Consider the following 15,976-nt stretch of genomic DNA (forward strand, 5'->3'; position numbering starts at 1 on the left):
CGGGCCCTCACTTGTCGACGTCCCCGACGACGAAGAACATCGACCCGAGGATCGCGACCATGTCGGAGATGAGCTGCCCGGGCAGCATCTCGGACAGCACGCTGATGTTGTTGAACGAGGCGGAGCGCAGCTTGAGGCGCCACGGCGTCTTCTCCCCGCGCGAGACGAGGAAGTAGCCGTTGAAGCCGAGCGGGTTCTCGGTGGCGCAGTAGATCTCACCCTCGGGCACCTTGAGCACCTTGGGCAGCTTGACGTTGATCGGCCCCTGCGGCAGCTGCACGAGCCGGTCGAGGCAGGCCTGCGCGAGGTCGAGCGAGACGTGCACCTGCTCGAGGAGCACCTCGAGGCGCGCCAGGCAGTCACCGGCCGTCCGGGTCACGACACGGCCCGGGCCCTTGTCGCCGAAGAGCTCGCCGTAGGCGAGGTAGGGCGTGTCGCGGCGCAGGTCGACGTCGAGGCCGCTGGCCCGCGCGATGGGTCCCGAGACGCCGTAGGCCTCCACGGTCGCGCGCGGGAGCACCCCGACGCCGCGCGTGCGAGCCTCGAGGATCTCGTTGCCGATGACAAGGCGCTCGAGGTCAGGAAGACGCTTGCGCACGTTCGCGATCGCCGTGTCGACGCGGCCCATCCAGCCGGCGGGGAGGTCCTCCTTGAGGCCGCCGACCCGGTTGAACATGTAGTGCATCCGCCCTCCGGAGACCTCTTCCATGACGGCCTGCAGCTCCTCGCGCTCGCGGAACGCGTGGAAGACGGGGGTGATCGCACCGAGCTCCAGCGGATACGACCCCAGGAACATCAGGTGGTTGAGCACCCGGTTGAGCTCGGCCAGCGCGGTGCGCGCCCAGACGGCCCGATCGGGCACCTCCATGCCGAGCATGTGCTCGACGCCGAGGACCACGCCGAGCTCGTTGGAGAAGGCGCTGAGCCAGTCGTGGCGGTTGGCGAGCACGATGATCTGGCGGTAGTCGCGCACCTCGAAGAGCTTCTCGGCCCCGCGGTGCATGTAGCCGATGATCGGCTCGGCGGTGACGATCCGCTCGCCGTCGACGACGATCCGCAGCCGCAGCACGCCGTGCGTGGCCGGGTGCTGCGGGCCGATGTTGAGCACCATGTCCGCCGTGGCCAGGCCACCGGCGCCCAGGCCGACCGTCAGGGCCTGGCGCGAGGGCGACGACGAGGCGGTGGTCTCCGTCATGCGTCCGAGCCTACGGCCCGGACGGCGGGCGTATGCCGCGTGCCTCCTCCCGGCCCACCGCTCGGGCCCCGCTCGGTGGCGTCCCCTCCGGTGCGGCACAGTTGGGGGCGTGAGCTCGATGACGGTCCCGCACGCGAACTTCGACCTGTCCGACCCGGCGTTCGTCGCCGATCCGTACCCGGCGCTGGCGCAGGCCCGAGGTGTGGCACCGGTCGTGTGGCACGAGGGGCTCGGCCTCTGGGTGACGACGACGCACGCCGCCGCCAACGACGTGCTGCGTGACCGGCGGCTCGGGCGCATCTTCCGTCCCCGAGCCTCGTCGGACGACGACCCGTGGACGGTGTTCGACTGGTTGCACGCCGACTCGATCCTCGACTCGGAGCCGCCGAAGCACACCCGTCTGCGCCGTCTCGTCGCCGGCGCCTTCAACCGCGGGCACATCGAGCGCCTGCGGCCGCGGGTGGAGGCGCTCGCCGAGGAGCTGCTGGATGCTGCCGTCGCGCGCCTCGACAGTGGGCGGTTCGACGTCATCGAGGGCTACGCCGAGCCGCTGCCCGTCCTCGTCATCTGCGAGCTGCTCGGTGCGCCGACGTCGGACTGGAAGCGGTTGCGCGACTGGTCGCAGGCCATCGTGCGCATGTACGAGGTGGCGCCGTCTCCCGAGGCGCGGCGGCAGGCGCAGCAGGCCTGTGACGAGTTCGCCTCCTACGTCGAGGAGCTCGCGGCCGAGCGGGTCGCGAAGCCCGGCGACGACCTGCTCACCGCGCTGGTCGAGGAGCGCGACGGCGGTGACCGGCTCTCCCGTCGCGAGCTCGTCGCCACCGTCGTGCTGCTGCTCAACGCCGGGCACGAGGCCAGCGTCAACGGCTTCGGCAACGGCCTGGCCTCGCTGCTGGCCGACCCGGCCCAGCTGGACCGCGTCCTCGACTCGCTCGACGACGAGGTGGCGGTGGCGCGCCTCGTCGAGGAGATGCTCCGGCACGACTCGCCCCTGCACCTGTTCGAGCGCACCGCCACGACCGACGTCGAGCTGCACGGCGTGACCATCCGCGAGGGCCAGAAGGTGGCGGCCCTGCTCGGGGCGGCCAACCGCGACCCTGCCGTGTTCGCCGAGCCCGACCGGTTCGACGCTGCCCGCGAGCCCAACCCGCACCTGGCGTTCGGGGCCGGGATCCACTTCTGCCTCGGCGCTCCGCTCGCGCGGATGGAGCTGCAGATCTCCGTGCGTGCCCTGCTCCGTCGCCTCGGCGCCGTGCGCGTCGTCGAGGCGCGGCGCCGTCCGACCTTCGTGCTCCGCGGCTACGAGCGGCTCGTCGTCGAGCGGGTCGGCGCCGGCGCCCGCTCCTGAGTCGCCCTCCACTGCCGCGTGGGGCGAGGAGGTCAGCCGCGTTGGTTGCGGTCCGCCTCCCGGCTGCGCAGCAGGAGGAAGCCCCCGATCCCCAGCAGGACGACCGTGCCGACGATGGTGAGCAGGATGGGCACGAAGAGCGAGCTGCCCGTGTCCTCGCTGCTCGCGGCCGGGCGCACGTGCACCGTGGCAGCCGCGGTGGCGGTGGACCCGTCGAGCCCGATGGCCGCGTGGAAGGAGAACGTGCCGGTGACGGGGTGGCCGTCGTCCGAGGTGACGCGGTACGAGACGGTGTAGTCGCCCGCCGGGGCTGACGGCGACAGGGCCTGCCTGACCACGCGGTCCGCGATCGTCGGCGCGCCGGACGACACCGGCCCGGACGGCCCGGTCACGACGACCTGCGCCCCGATCGGCAGCGGCGCCTCGGAGAAGGTCAGCGTGACCGCCTCGGGCAGGTGCGTGATGCTCGTGCCGTCGGCCGGGTCGGTGCGCTCCAGGACGTCGTGGGCGAACGCGGTGGTCGGCACGGCCACGAGGAGTCCGAGGGCGAGCAGTGCGGAGGCCAGACGACGCATACCCCTCAGGCTACGGGGTGCTCCTGGACGCGTTTCAGCGCCCACCAGAAGGCGCCGAAGCCCTCGCGGTCGAGCAGCCGGGCATCGGCGCCTGCTCGCTCGAGGGCAGCCAGGTAGGCGAGGGGCTCGGCCTGCGCGAGTGCGTGCGGTGGGGTCGTGCCGGTGACGCCGAGGGCCTGCAGGACCTCGCGCTGGGTGCTCACCTCGTCGGCGTCGAGGCTGTCCACCGCCACGTGCGCGGTCACGTCGCACGTGCCGTCGGGCACCGGCGTGGTCTGCCGCCCGTGGGCGTATGCCGTCAGCGTCCCTCCGCTCGGACGTGTCGCAGCCGTGTGGCCGTAGTCGACGGCCAGCAGCGTGCCGGAGCGCGCGCGCGAGACGAGGTCGGCCCAGGCGCGGTCACGGGCGAGGCCGACCTCGATGCGCTCGCCGGGGATGGTCGCCGGCCAGTGGGCGTTCATCCAGGCCCGTTCGTCGTCCGGAAGGGGCGCTCCCAGGGTCTCCTCGCCGGTGCCGGGGTCGACGAGGACGGTGCGCGCGGTGCCGCTCGGGTCCACCTGCGCCACGGTGCAGGGCACGACGTCGAGCCACTCGTGGGCGACGACGAGGGCGTCGCGCAGGTCGGTCAGCTCCGGCGGGAGGGCCTCGCCGCCGGGGGAGCGCAGCCACTCGACGCGCTCGTCGAGCCCGTCCGGCCGGTCCACCACGTCGACCGCCACGACCCGCGTCGCCGGGTACGGGGGCCTCCCTGGGATGGCGGCCGGCCGGGCGGCCAGCGCATCGACGAGGTGGCTGGCGAGCTCGCCGCGGCCGGCGCCGACGTCGACGACCACGGCCGGGAGGTCCTCGTGGTCGCGCAGCCACAGCTGCACGAGGGCCCGCGCCAGCGCGGCGCCCGTGGGACCGTGCGTCGCGGTCGTGAAGTGGGCGGCCGGCCCGCCGCGGGTGACGTAGAAGCCCCGCCCGGTGGCATACAACGCCTCGTGCCACGCCTCTCGCCAGGGAAGGGGATCCACGTCTCGCGACTGTAGGCGATAGCGTGCCGTGCGTGAGCAGCCCCTCCGAGCGTCCTGCCCGCTTCGACGTCGGCATCGTGGGCGCCGGGAAGGTCGGCGCCGTCCTCGGAGCGGCCCTCCAGCGAGCCGGCCACGTCATCACCGGCGTCTCGGCGGTCAGCGAGGCGAGCCTCGAGCGCGCCGCGACGCTCCTGCCCGGCGTCCCGGTGAAGTCGGTGCCACAGGTGGTCGCGGGGGCGCACCTTGTCGTGCTGGCCGTCCCGGACGACGCCCTGGCCGACCTCGTCGCGGGACTGAGCGCGACCGGCACGTTCACCCCCGGGCAGCTGGTCATGCACACGTCTGGCGCGCACGGCATCTCGGTGTTCGAGGCCGCCGCCGACAGCGACATCGTGCCGTTGGCCCTGCACCCGGCCATGACCTTCACCGGCACGGCCCTCGACCTGGACCGCCTCGCCGACTGCTGCTTCGGGGTGACGACCACCGACCTGGCGCGCCCGCTGGGGGAGGCCCTGGTCATCGAGATGGGCGGCGACCCGGTGTGGGTGGCCGAGGAGGACCGCGTCACCTACCACGCCGCCCTCGCGCACGGCGCCAACCACCTCGTGACGCTGGTGGCCCAGTCGATGCAGCTGCTCGGCGAGGCCGGTGTGGACGACCCGGCCCGGGTCCTGGAGCCGCTCCTGACGGCCGCGCTCGCCAACGCCCTCCAGCGGGGTGACGCAGCCCTCACCGGACCGGTGGCCAGGGGCGATGCCGGTACGGTGGCCGAGCACGTCGCGATGATGCGCACGGTGGCCCCGGACATCCGTCCGACCTACCTGGCGCTGGCCCGCGCGACGGCGCAGCGGGCGCTGCTCAGCGGGCGCCTCAGGGCGGACGTCGCCGACCCGCTGCTCCAGCTGCTCGCGCACGAGGAGGACCAGCCATGACCGCCGCCCAGCCAGGCGCGCACCCAGGCGCCCAGCCTGCCGCCGAGCCCGTCACCGAGCCCGTCACCGAGCCCGTCACCGAGCCCGTCACCGAGCCCGTCACCGAGCCCGTCACCGAGCCCGTCACCGAGCCCGTCACCGAGCCTGCCGCCGAGCCCAGGCGGACGACCCCGGTCGTCGCCCGCACCCGTGACGAGCTGCGCGACGCCCGTGCGGCGCTCGACGACGACGACGTCGCCGTGGTGATGACGATGGGGGCCCTGCACCAGGGCCACGCGACGCTCATCCGGCAGGCGCGTGCGGCACACCGGCACGTCGTCGTCACGATCTTCCTCAACCCCCTGCAGTTCGGGCCCAAGGAGGACCTCTCGCGCTACCCGCGCACCTTCGACGCGGACCTCGCGATCTGCACGGAGGCCGGAGTCGACCTCGTCTTCGCCCCGACGCCGGACGTCGTCTATCCCGACGGCGACCCGGCCGTGCGGATCTCGGCCGGCCCCCTCGGCGACGTCCTCGAGGGCCAGTCCCGTCCCGGGCACTTCGACGGCATGCTCACCGTCGTGGCCAAGCTGATGCACCTGACCCGGTGCAGCGCGGCGTACTTCGGGCAGAAGGACGCCCAGCAGCTGCTCCTCATCCGCCGCATGTGTCGCGACCTCGACTTCCCGGTCCGCGTCGTGTCCGTGCCGACGGTGCGCGAGCACGACGGCCTGGCGATGTCGAGCCGCAACACCTACCTGACGCCGTCCGACCGCGAGACGGCCCTCTGCCTGTCGGCGGCCCTGCGCGCCGGCGCGGCCGCAGCCGCAGAGGGTCCGTCGGCCGTACGCCGAGCCGCCCGGGCGGTGCTCGTGCGCGAGCCGCTGGCCCTCGTCGACTACCTCGTCCTCGTCCACCCGGACACGCTCGAGGACGTCCCGGAGTGGTACCGCGGCGAGGCCCTCCTGGCGGTGGCCGGCCGGGTCGGGACGACGCGCCTCATCGACAACCTGCCCGTCCTCGTGGGCCCGGGCGGCGGCGCACTCGAGACCTTCAGCCAGACCTGAGGGTCCGCTCGCGCCAGGGTCCCGGCCGGCGTACGGCATCGGGCGCGGCCAGCCGCCCTCCGTAGGGCACGATGTGACGTGGCACGGCGGCGTCGGCGTGCAGACTCCCGCCGCGACCGGGTCACAGCATTCGGCACCACCCACCAGATGAGAGGCCAGGCGTATGCCGCAGAGCGGGCTCCCCGACGTGAGCGTCCCCCGACGGCTGAGCGCGCCCGCCCCCGGCTGGACGACCACGGCCGACGTCATCGTCGTCGGCTCCGGCATCGCGGGACTCACGACTGCCCTGCGGCTGCGGCGTCGCGTCGACCGCGTCCTGCTCGTCACGAAGACGGTGCTCGACGAGGGCTCGACGGCCTGGGCGCAGGGCGGCATCGCCGCCGTCATGTCACCGGAGGACAGCCCGGCCGAGCACATCCACGACACGCTCGTCGCCGGTGTCGGCCTCTGTGACGTCGACGCGGTGCGCGCGCTCGTCACCGAGGGGACCGATGCCGTCTGGGACCTGATCGCCCTGGGAGCGGACTTCGACCGCGGCGACACCGGCAAGATCTCGCTGACCCGCGAGGGCGGCCACCACCGCGACCGCATCCTGCACGCCGGCGGCGACGCCACGGGGCGCGAGATCAGCCGTGCCCTCATCGCCGCGCTCGACCGGGTGCGCGACGACCCCGGCATCGAGGTCATCGAGCACGCCCTCGTCGTCGACCTGCTCACCGACAGCGATGAGCGGGTCTGCGGCGTCACGCTCCACGTCATCGGCGAGGGCCAGGTCGACGGCGTCGGCGCAGCCCACGCGCGCGCCGTCGTCCTGGCCACCGGCGGGCTCGGCCAGATCTACGCCTCGACGACCAACCCGTCGGTGGCGACCGGCGACGGCATGGCGGCCGCGCTGCGCGCCGGCGCCGTGCTCGCCGACCTCGAGTTCGTCCAGTTCCACCCGACCGTGCTCTGGCTCGGCGAGGGTTCGCGCGGCCAGCAGCCCCTCATCTCCGAGGCGGTCCGCGGCGAGGGCGCCTTCCTCGTCGACGAGGCGGGGGAGCGGTTCATGCAGGGCCAGCACGCGCTCGCCGACCTGGCGCCGCGCGACGTCGTGGCCCGCGCCATCATCGCGCGGATGCGCGAGACCGGAACCGACCACGTCTACCTCGACTGCCGCCAACTCGGCGCCGAGTTCCTCGAGCACCGGTTCCCCTCGATCGTCGCCCGCTGCCGCGAGCTCGGCTTCGACCCCGCGACGCAGCTGCTGCCCGTCGCGCCCGCACAGCACTATGCCAGCGGCGGTGTGCGCACCGACCTGCGCGGGCGCACCTCGCTCGAGGGCCTGTACGCGTGCGGCGAGACCTCGTGCACCGGCGTGCACGGCGCCAACCGGCTCGCCTCCAACTCCCTGCTCGAGGGTGTCGTCTTCGCACGCCGGATCGCCGACGACCTCACCGCCCGGCTCGGCGCCGGCGAGCTGCCGGAGGCGGCCCCCGTGGCGTCGAAGGGAGAGCCGGAGCTGGTCGGGAGCAAGCGGCGTCTCGACATCCAGCGCGCCATGACCGCCGGCGCCGGCACCGTGCGGTCGGCAACCTCCCTCGCCGCCACCGAGCAGGCGCTCGGGGCCCTCGCGGTGCGCGCGGCCACCGAGGACGCCGACCAGCAGGGCGGCCCCCAGAGCTGGGAGACCACCAACCTGCTCCACCTCGGCCGAGCGCTGGCGTATGCCGCCGCGCTGCGTGAGGAGACGCGCGGCGGTCACGTGCGTGAGGACTTCCCGAGCCGGGACGACGACCACTTCCTGCACCACGTTCACCTGCGGCGGTCGGGCGGGGTGCTGGCGGCCGAGGTCGTGCCGGTGCCGCGGTCGAACCTCGAGGGCCTCGACCTCGACGCCTCGATGCCGGTCGACGTCCTCGACGAGGACCGTGCAGAGCCTGCAGAGGGAACGGTCGGCGCGAGCCCGGCTGTGCGGCATACGAACTCGGCGAACGGACCGGAGGAGACGGCGTGAGTGACGACGGGCTGAGCGGGTTCCCGCAGGAGTGGGCGCGCGAGCTGGTGGCAGTGGCGTTGCGCGAGGACCTCGGTCCCGACGGGCTCGACGTCACCACCCTGGCGACCATCCCGGCCGACCAGACCCGGACGGCCGAGATCGTCGCCCGGGCGCCCGGTGTCGTGGCGGGCGTGCCGGTGATCGGGCTGGTGCTCGCGGCCGTGGCGGAGCAGATCGGCGGCGAGGTGCCGACGGTCGAGGTGGTCAACGACGACGGGGCGCGGCTCGAGCGCGGCGACGTCATCGCCAGCGTGACCGGCCCGACGCAGGTGGTGCTCGTGGCCGAGCGGACGATCCTCAACCTGCTCAGCCGGCTGTCCGGCGTGGCGACGCACACGCGGCGCTGGGCGGACGCGCTCGAGGGGACCGGCGCGATGGTGCTCGACACCCGCAAGACGACGCCGGGGATGCGCTGGCTCGAGAAGTATGCGGTGCGCTGCGGTGGCGGCACCAACAAGCGCATGGGGCTCTACGACGTCGCGATGATCAAGGACAACCACAAGCTGGCGGCCGGCTCGGTCGCGGCGGCCTACGCCCTGGTGCGCGAGCGGTTCCCCGACGTCGACGTGCAGGTCGAGGTGACGACTCCCGCGGAGGCGCAGGAGGCCTACGACGCCGGCGCGAGGTTCGTCATGTGCGACAACATGGACCTCGACGTGCTGCGCGAGACGGTCGAGCTGCTCCGCGCCGCAGGCGAACCCGTCGAGATCGAGGCCACGGGCGGCATGACCCTCGAGGTGGCCCGCGACTACGCCGAGACGGGAGTCGACTTCATCTCCGTCGGCGGCCTGACCCACTCCTCGCCGATCGTCGACATCGCCCTCGACCTCGTCGACTGACCCCGGCGCCCGTTCGGCGCTCGAAGGTTGTGCGTGGTTGACGGCGCCACTGGCCCCGCAACCACGCACGCCCTCCCGGCCCGGGGCGGCCGCGTGATGCGGCCAGGTCCTGTGGATGCCGAAACCTGGACGGGGCGCTGTGGGACCACACTCGGGTGATGGCTGACGGAGCAACCGGGAAGCGGACCCTCGACCGGCTCCTGGCTGCCCGAGTCGCCGGTCAGGCGGGCCTCGTCACCCGGACCCAGCTCCTGTCAGCGGGGTGGAGCGGCGACGAGGTCAGGTGGCGGGTCTCGTCGGGACGCTGGCTCCAGGTCCATCGAGGTGTCTACCTCACCACGCCCGGTCGCCGGGACTGGGAGTCGCGCATGGTGGGCGCGCTCCTGGCGGTGGGACCGCCGTGCTGCCTCACTGGTGCCAGCGCGGGTCAGGCGTGGGGACTGGTCCCACGTGCTCCCGACGAGGAGCTCCACCTCTCCGACGTCGAGGTCCTCGTGCCCACCGGGCGTAGTGGCGCTGACCTGCCCGGGGTCAGGGTGCGTCGCAGCCGGCACTTCACGTCCCGGGTGCACCCGACGGCCTGGCCGCCGAGGACCACGATCGAGCACACGGCGTTCGACCTCGCCCTCGGTCATGGTGCCGATCGTGCGCTCGCCTTGGTCGCCAAGGCGTGCCAGCTGCGGCTGACCACCGAGTCCGAGCTCGCCGGAGCTCTGCTGAGCCGGCCCACCCATCCCCACCGACGGATGCTGGCAGAGGCCCTCGGCCTGATCGGCGAAGGCGCGGAGAGCGCGGCCGAGGTCCGCTACGCGCGGGACATCGAGGGTGCGCACGGCTTGCCGAAGGGCACGCGTCAGCTGCCCGCTCCGGGTGCCCGCTCGCGTGACTCGGCGTATGCAGAAGTGGCGGTCGTCGTGGAGATCGACGGTCGACTCGGGCACGTTGGCTGGACGGGTCAGCAGCGTGCCGGCGCGCGAGATCGCAAGGCCGCCGCGACCGGGCTCCTCACCGTCCGCGGCGGCTGGACCGACGTCGCCGTCACGCCGTGCGATTTCGCCGCAGATCTCGCCCTGATCTTCCGGAACCGGGGATGGACCGGGCGGGCTCGACCATGCGGCGCCGGCTGCAGCGTCCAGCAGCGGGCAGCCTGACTGTCGCCAGCAGGCCGTGCGGGGTTGTGGACGCTGGGGGCCCGTCAACCACGCATGGCCGCGTCCGCGACCACGCAGGCAGACGCGCGGTCAGTAGCGGCGGTACCAGAGGTTCACGGCGTAGTCGACGCCCGTCGCGTCCGGGTGCTCGGCGAGGATCAGGTCGGCGTGCTCGGGCGCGAACTCGATGCCGACGACGCCCTCGAAGTCCTCGCGCGAGTCGAAGTCCCACCGGATGTCGAGGCGCTCGCGCTGCCAGCCCTGCCGTTCCCAGAACCGCTCGACCGCGCGAGGGTCGTAGGAGGGCAGGGCGCGCCGGAACCACTGCCCGAACGTCGACCGGGTCGCGTCGTTGTCGATGACGAAGGCGGCGCCGCCGGGACGCATCACCCGCTCCAGCTCGGCGAGGCCGGGTTCGCAGCCCGGCCCGAAGAAGTACGCCCACCGGGCGTGCGCGACGTCGAACGAGCCGTCCGGCACCCCGATCGCGGCCGCGCCCTCCTCGCGGACTGAGACGGACGGCATACCCGAGATGCGTTCTGCCGCAAGGGAAGCCAGCGGTGGGTGCGGCTCGACGCCGACGACCGACCGAGCATCCTGCGCGAAGTGCGGCAGGTGAAAGCCGGTGCCGCACCCGATGTCGACGACGTCGCGGCCCGTCCAGTCGAGCACCGACCGCATGGCGTCCTCGATGACGTGCGCGCGGTCGACGCCCCGGTTCTCGATCTCGTAGACGTCGGGCGTCTCCCAGATGTTGGAGGAGGGGATCGTCTCGCTCATCAGGCCCGCTTCCGAGCCGCCGGGCCCGGAGCCGGGCGAGCGGCACCGCCCTGCGCCGCGAGGGTGGCCGGGTGCACGAGCAGCGGCAGCAGCTTGCGCGCCCCGTGCGCCCGAACCGCCTTGACCTGGGCGAGGTGGGCCTCGGCGCGGATCGCGAGCTCGGCATAGGCCTCCGGGCCCATCAGCTCGATCAGCTCGGGAGCGTTGGACCGGTAGACCGGCTCGCGGCCGACGTGGGCCTCGGGGTTGCCCGAGCAGTACCAGTCGAGGTCGTGCCCTCCGGGTCCCCAGCCGCGGCGGTCGTACTCGGTGATCGTGATCTCGAGGTAGCTGGTGTCGTCGGGCAGCTCGACGGTGCGGAACGTCCGCCGGAGCGGCAGCTGCCAGCACACATCCGGCTTCAGCGTGTGCGGCTCGACGCCGGTGAGGATGGCGTGCTGGTGCAGCGCGCAGCCGGCGCCCGCAGGGAAACCGGGACGGTTGAGGAAGATGCAGGCGCCGTCGACGACCTTGGTCTTGCGCGCGCCGTCCTCCTTCTCGGTCCAGTCCTCCTTGGTGCCGGTGGCGGTGCCGACGGAGTGGTACTCCCACTCGTCCTCGCCGAGCTCCTCGACGGCCCGCTCCACGCGCTTCCAGTCGTCCTTCTCGGTGAAGTGGGCGCCGAGCGTGCAGCAGCCGTCGTCGGGCCGGCCGGCGTAGATCCCCTGGCAGCCGTTGCCGAAGATGCACGTCCAGCTGCTCGTGAGCCACGTCAGGTCGCATCGGTAGCGCTGGCCCGCGTCGGCGGGGTCGGTGAACTCGACCCACACGCGGGGGAGGTCCAGGGGTGCTTCAGCCACCGGATCACCCTACGTCGCGGCCCGGTTCTGCCGCCCGCCGCTGCCCGCTCCGTGGGCGCCCGGCCGGCTCGCGGAGCGGGCGTATGCCGTGTGCCGCGTCCCCGGGGCCCGGTCCCACCGTGCCCGCGTCCGATCCGGCCTCCCGGGCCGACGGGCGCACGGCGCTAGCGTGAGGACATGACGTCGAGCACCAGCCGCGCGGTGGCACCCAAGGGCCGGGGCCGCCGTCCCGGTGGGGCCGACACGCGGGCGGCGATCCTCGAGGCGGCCAGGAGGTCCTTCGCGGCCAAGGGATACGACAAGGCCAGCATGCGTGGCATCGCGCGCGAGGCGGGCGTCGACCCGGCCCTGGTGCACCACTACTTCGAAGGTGGCAAGGCGGCCCTCTTCGTCGAGACGCTCGACGTGCCGGTCAACCCGACGCAGCTCATCGACCACCTCCTCACCGGCGACGTCGACCGGCTCGGGTGGCGCATCGTCGACACCTTCCTGACGGTGTGGGAGCCGGCGGAGCGCCGTGACGCGCTGGTGGCGCTGGTGCGTTCGAGCATGACGAGCGAGGAGGCGGCGCGGATGCTGCGCGAGTTCCTCGGCCGGGAGGTCTTCGGGCGCGTGGCGGCCAGCACCGGCGTGCCCGACCCGCAGCTGCGGGGTGCGCTCGCGGCCTCGCAGGTCCTGGGCCTGGTCGTGGCGCGCTACGTCGTCCGTCTGCCCGCCCTCGTCGACGCGACCCGCGAGGAGCTGGTCGAGCGCCTCGGCCCCGTCCTGCAGCACCATCTCGTGGACAGGCCCACCACACCGGAGTAGATTTCATCGCATGATGAATAACAGCGAGCCGGCGGTCGCCATCCGCGGCCTGCAGGTCGTGCGGGGCAGGCGGCGGGTCATCTCCGGCCTCGACCTCGAGATCCCCGGCGGACAGGTGGTCGGCCTGCTCGGGCCCTCCGGCTCGGGCAAGTCGACGCTGCTGCGGTGCATCGTCGGGGTCCAGGTCATCGAGGCCGGCACCGTCACGGTGCTCGGCCACCCGGCCGGCTCGCCCGTGCTGCGCGACCGCGTCGGCTACGTCACGCAGGCACCCAGCATCTACGCCGACCTGGGGGTGCGCGACAACGTCACCTACTTCGGCCGCGCCATCGGCCTACGCGGCGACGGGCTGCGCGAGGCCGTCGACCGCACCCTCGCCGAGGTCGACCTCGAGTCGTACGCCGACCAGCTGGTCCAGGACCTCTCCGGCGGCCAGGAGTCCCGGGTCTCGCTCGCCGCGGCCCTGGTCGGCCGGCCGAGCCTGCTCGTGCTCGACGAGCCCACCGTGGGCCTGGACCCCGTGCTGCGCCGCGACCTGTGGGACCTCTTCCGCCACCTCGCCGACCGCGGGCACTCGCTCGTCGTGTCGAGCCACGTCATGGACGAGGCCACCCGCTGCGACCGCCTCGTGCTGCTGCGTGAGGGACGCGTGCTCGCCGATCTCACGCCCGACGAGCTGTTGCAGCGCACCGGTGCCCCGGACGCCGACGCGGCGTTTCTCGCCCTCATCGACGCCGAGACCGCCGGGTCCGGCGGGAGGAGGTCGTCGTGAACGCCGGGCTCGCCACCGCCACCTCGGGCCGCGTGCTGCGCCAGGTGCGCACCGACCACCGCACCATCGCCCTGATCCTCGTCGTCCCCTGCGTGCTGCTCGGGCTGCTCGCCTGGATCTACGACGGCACCCCGGTCTTCGACTCCATCGGCCCGGCGCTCCTCGGCGTCTTCCCGATGGTCGTGATGTTCATCGTGACGTCCGTGGCGACGCTGCGCGAGCGCCAGTCGGGAACGCTCGAGCGGCTGCTCACCACGCCCATGGGCAAGGGCGACTTCATGCTCGGGTATGCCGTCGCGTTCGGCGCGCTCGCAGCCGTGCAGGCACTCGTGGCAACGGCGTTCGCCGTCTGGGTCTGCGGGCTCGACGTCGCCGGCCCGGTCTGGCTGCTCGTCGTCGTCGCGGTGTTCGACGCCGTCCTCGGCACCGCGCTCGGCCTGCTCGCGAGCGGCTTCGCCCGCACGGAGTTCCAGGCGGTGCAGTTCATGCCGGCCTTCATCCTGCCCCAGTTCCTGCTGTGCGGGCTGCTCGTGCCGCGCGACCAGCTGCCCACCGTCCTCGAGTGGATCAGCAACGTGCTGCCGCTCTCGTACGCCGTGGACGCGATGAAGGAGATCGCGGCCAACGCCGACCCTGCCGCCGAGGTGCTCACCGACCTCGGCATCGTCGCGGCCTTCATCGCCGGCTCCCTCGCCCTGGCGTCCCTGACGCTGAGCCGCCGCTCCGCCTGACCGCAGGCCCGCGGGGCGCGACCCGCGCCACGGCATACGGGCTCCGCGACGGCATACGGGCTCCGCGACCGGCATACCGCCCGTGCAGGGCGCGCGACTAGGGTGAGGCGCATGCGCCTGGGCGTCATCGACATCGGGTCGAACACGGTCCACCTCCTCGTCGTCGACGCCCATCCCGGCGCGCAGCCCCTGCCGGCGTTCTCGCACAAGACCGAGCTGCGCCTGTCGGAGAGCCTCGAGGCCGACGGCCGGGTCAGCAAGGCGACCACGGACCGGCTCGTCGCCTTCCTCCGCGAGTGCCTCGTGGTCGCCGAGGACCAGGGCGTCGGCGACCTCTTCGCGTTCGCCACCTCGGCGCTGCGGGAGTCGCCCAACGGGGAGGCCGTGGTCGCCCGGGTCCGCGACGAGACGGGGATCGAGCTCGAGGCCCTGAGCGGTGCCGACGAGGCCCGCATGACCTTCCTCGCCGTTCGCCGCTGGTTCGGGTGGTCGGCCGGACGCCTGCTCGTCGTCGACATCGGCGGCGGCTCGCTGGAGCTGGCCAACGGCCTGGACGAGGATCCCGACGTGGCCATCAGCCTGCCCCTCGGGGCCGGCCGGCTCACGCGGGAGCGTCTGGTGGGCGACCCGCCGACGGAAGCCTCCGCACGTGAGCTGCGCTCCTACGTGCGCACCACTCTCGCCGAGCGCGTACGCCCGCTGCTGACGGCGGGGCCACCCGACCGCGCCGTCGGCACGTCGAAGACCATGCGCTCCCTCGCCCGGATCGCCGGCGCCGCCCCACGGGCCGACGGACCGTACGTGCGGCGCACCCTCTCCCGCGACGACCTGCGGCGCATCGTCGCCGACGTGCGGCCCCTGGACACCGCGGCCCGCTCGCAGCTGCCCGGCGTCTCCGCGGGCCGGGCCCGCCAGCTGTATGCCGGGGCGCTCGTCGCCGAGGCGGCCCTGGACCTCCTGCAGGTCGAAGAGCTCGAGATCGGCCCGTGGGCGCTTCGGGAGGGCCTGATCCTCAGGCGCCTCGACCACCTCACGTCGTGACGCCCTCTTCCGTGTGGGGCCGGCACCCGGCCGGCGGGGCGCACCGGTCCGTGGCGCAAAATGGCCGCATGACGATCCGAGTCGGCCTCTCGACCGCCTCGCTCTACCCCGACAACGCGGCGACGGCCTTCGCGACAGCTGCCCGGCTCGGCTACGACGCCATCGAGGTCATGGTCTGGACCGACCCGGTCACGCAAGAGGCGGGCGCCCTGCGCGCCCTCTCGGAGCTGCACGAGCTGCCGGTCGTCTCCGTCCACGCGCCCACCCTGCTGCTGACCCAGCGGGTGTGGGGCACCGACCCGTGGGGCAAGGTCGACCGCTCCATCGACCTGGCCCGGGAGGTCGGCGCGGGCACCGTGGTGCTGCACCCGCCGTTCCGCTGGCAGCGGGAGTATGCCGCCGGCTTCGTCGAGGGCGTCGCCCGCCGCGAGCGCGAGTCCGGTGTCCGGCTGGCCGTCGAGAACATGTACCCGTGGCGCACCGCGCGGCGTGAGGTCATGGCGTACCTGCCGCACTGGGACCCGGTGGGGCAGCCCTACGACAACGTCACGCTCGACCTCTCGCACACCGCCACCGCCGGCGCCGACGCGCTCGCCATGGCCCAGGCCCTCGGGTCGCGGCTCGCCCACCTGCACCTGACCGACGGGCTGGGCTCGTTCCTCGACGAGCACCTGGTGCCCGGGCGCGGGACGCAGCCGTGTGCGGCCGTGCTCGAGCACCTGGCCGACTCGGGCTGGGACGGCCAGGTCGTCGTGGAGGTCTCGACCCGCAAGGTGGCGCGCGAGCAGCGGGAGGTCGACCTCGCCGAGGCGCTCGCCTTCGCGCGACTCGGCCTCGTCCCCACGCGCGGAGCCAGCCGCATCTGA

General features: G+C 73.5%; 16 protein-coding genes. 11 read left to right on the plus strand and 5 right to left on the minus strand.

Annotated elements, in window-relative coordinates; all coding sequences use genetic code 11:
* Positions 1–7 precede the first annotated feature (7 nt).
* Entirely contained in the window at positions 8–1,195 is a 1,188-nt protein-coding gene (locus tag LQK93_RS12065; protein ID WP_374968026.1) for an NADH-quinone oxidoreductase subunit D, read from the minus strand.
* 118 nt (positions 1,196–1,313) lie between these two features.
* Here LQK93_RS12065 and LQK93_RS12070 point away from each other — a divergent pair, with 118 nt between their 5' ends.
* Positions 1,314–2,543 carry a cytochrome P450 gene (locus tag LQK93_RS12070; RefSeq protein ID WP_374971497.1) on the plus strand — a complete coding sequence of 410 codons (1,230 nt, stop codon included), beginning with the start codon at positions 1,314–1,316 and terminating at the stop codon, positions 2,541–2,543.
* 32 nt (positions 2,544–2,575) lie between these two features.
* Here LQK93_RS12070 and LQK93_RS12075 read toward each other — a convergent pair whose 3' ends face one another.
* Both LQK93_RS12075 and LQK93_RS12080 read right to left on the minus strand, forming a co-directional pair.
* Entirely contained in the window at positions 2,576–3,118 is a 543-nt protein-coding gene (locus LQK93_RS12075; protein WP_374968027.1) for a copper resistance protein CopC, read from the minus strand.
* A 5-nt stretch (positions 3,119–3,123) separates the two neighbouring features.
* Positions 3,124–4,134 (minus strand): SAM-dependent methyltransferase, encoded by a 1,011-nt coding sequence (locus LQK93_RS12080; protein WP_374968028.1) that lies wholly within the window; start codon positions 4,132–4,134, stop codon positions 3,124–3,126.
* Between the two features lie 23 nt (positions 4,135–4,157).
* Here LQK93_RS12080 and LQK93_RS12085 point away from each other — a divergent pair, with 23 nt between their 5' ends.
* The 5 genes from LQK93_RS12085 to LQK93_RS12105 all read left to right on the plus strand — a co-directional run bounded on the left by LQK93_RS12085 (position 4,158) and on the right by LQK93_RS12105 (position 10,140).
* A complete protein-coding gene (locus tag LQK93_RS12085; protein ID WP_374968029.1) occupies positions 4,158–5,066 on the plus strand; it encodes a Rossmann-like and DUF2520 domain-containing protein in 909 nt (302 codons plus the stop codon).
* A complete protein-coding gene (gene panC / locus LQK93_RS12090; RefSeq protein ID WP_374968030.1) occupies positions 5,063–6,112 on the plus strand; it encodes a pantoate--beta-alanine ligase in 1,050 nt (349 codons plus the stop codon). The genes LQK93_RS12085 and panC overlap by 4 nt, the downstream gene beginning before the upstream one ends.
* Before the next feature lie 163 nt (positions 6,113–6,275).
* Complete coding sequence (locus LQK93_RS12095; RefSeq protein ID WP_374968031.1) at positions 6,276–8,108, plus strand: L-aspartate oxidase; 1,833 nt, start codon at positions 6,276–6,278, stop codon at positions 8,106–8,108.
* Positions 8,105–8,989, plus strand: coding sequence for a carboxylating nicotinate-nucleotide diphosphorylase (gene nadC, locus LQK93_RS12100; protein ID WP_374968032.1), 885 nt, complete (start codon positions 8,105–8,107; stop codon positions 8,987–8,989). Before LQK93_RS12095 ends, nadC begins: the two co-directional genes overlap by 4 nt.
* Positions 8,990–9,147: 158 nt before the next feature.
* Positions 9,148–10,140 carry a type IV toxin-antitoxin system AbiEi family antitoxin domain-containing protein gene (locus tag LQK93_RS12105; protein WP_374968033.1) on the plus strand — a complete coding sequence of 331 codons (993 nt, stop codon included), beginning with the start codon at positions 9,148–9,150 and terminating at the stop codon, positions 10,138–10,140.
* A 90-nt stretch (positions 10,141–10,230) separates the two neighbouring features.
* Here the strand turns inward: LQK93_RS12105 and LQK93_RS12110 are convergent, their stop codons facing one another.
* The gene (locus LQK93_RS12110; protein WP_374968034.1) at positions 10,231–10,920 is read right to left on the minus strand and encodes a class I SAM-dependent methyltransferase; all 690 of its coding nucleotides are present in this window, start codon (positions 10,918–10,920) and stop codon (positions 10,231–10,233) included.
* The gene (locus LQK93_RS12115) at positions 10,920–11,759 is read right to left on the minus strand and encodes a hypothetical protein (RefSeq protein WP_374968035.1); all 840 of its coding nucleotides are present in this window, start codon (positions 11,757–11,759) and stop codon (positions 10,920–10,922) included. Before LQK93_RS12115 ends, LQK93_RS12110 begins: the two co-directional genes overlap by 1 nt.
* Positions 11,760–11,936: 177 nt before the next feature.
* Here LQK93_RS12115 and LQK93_RS12120 point away from each other — a divergent pair, with 177 nt between their 5' ends.
* The 5 genes from LQK93_RS12120 (at position 11,937) to LQK93_RS12140 (ending at position 15,976) form a co-directional block, all read left to right on the plus strand.
* A complete protein-coding gene (locus tag LQK93_RS12120) occupies positions 11,937–12,566 on the plus strand; it encodes a TetR family transcriptional regulator (RefSeq protein WP_374968036.1) in 630 nt (209 codons plus the stop codon).
* A 10-nt stretch (positions 12,567–12,576) separates the two neighbouring features.
* A complete protein-coding gene (locus LQK93_RS12125; RefSeq protein ID WP_374968037.1) occupies positions 12,577–13,338 on the plus strand; it encodes an ABC transporter ATP-binding protein in 762 nt (253 codons plus the stop codon).
* Positions 13,335–14,069, plus strand: a complete 735-nt coding sequence (locus LQK93_RS12130; protein ID WP_374968038.1) for an ABC transporter permease — start codon at positions 13,335–13,337, stop codon at positions 14,067–14,069. Before LQK93_RS12125 ends, LQK93_RS12130 begins: the two co-directional genes overlap by 4 nt.
* Before the next feature lie 111 nt (positions 14,070–14,180).
* The gene (locus LQK93_RS12135; protein ID WP_374968039.1) at positions 14,181–15,110 is read left to right on the plus strand and encodes a Ppx/GppA phosphatase family protein; all 930 of its coding nucleotides are present in this window, start codon (positions 14,181–14,183) and stop codon (positions 15,108–15,110) included.
* Between the two features lie 68 nt (positions 15,111–15,178).
* Positions 15,179–15,976, plus strand: coding sequence for a sugar phosphate isomerase/epimerase family protein (locus LQK93_RS12140; protein ID WP_374968040.1), 798 nt, complete (start codon positions 15,179–15,181; stop codon positions 15,974–15,976).

This window comes from Terrabacter sp. BE26 (assembly GCF_041941675.1).
Classification (GTDB): domain Bacteria; phylum Actinomycetota; class Actinomycetes; order Actinomycetales; family Dermatophilaceae; genus Terrabacter.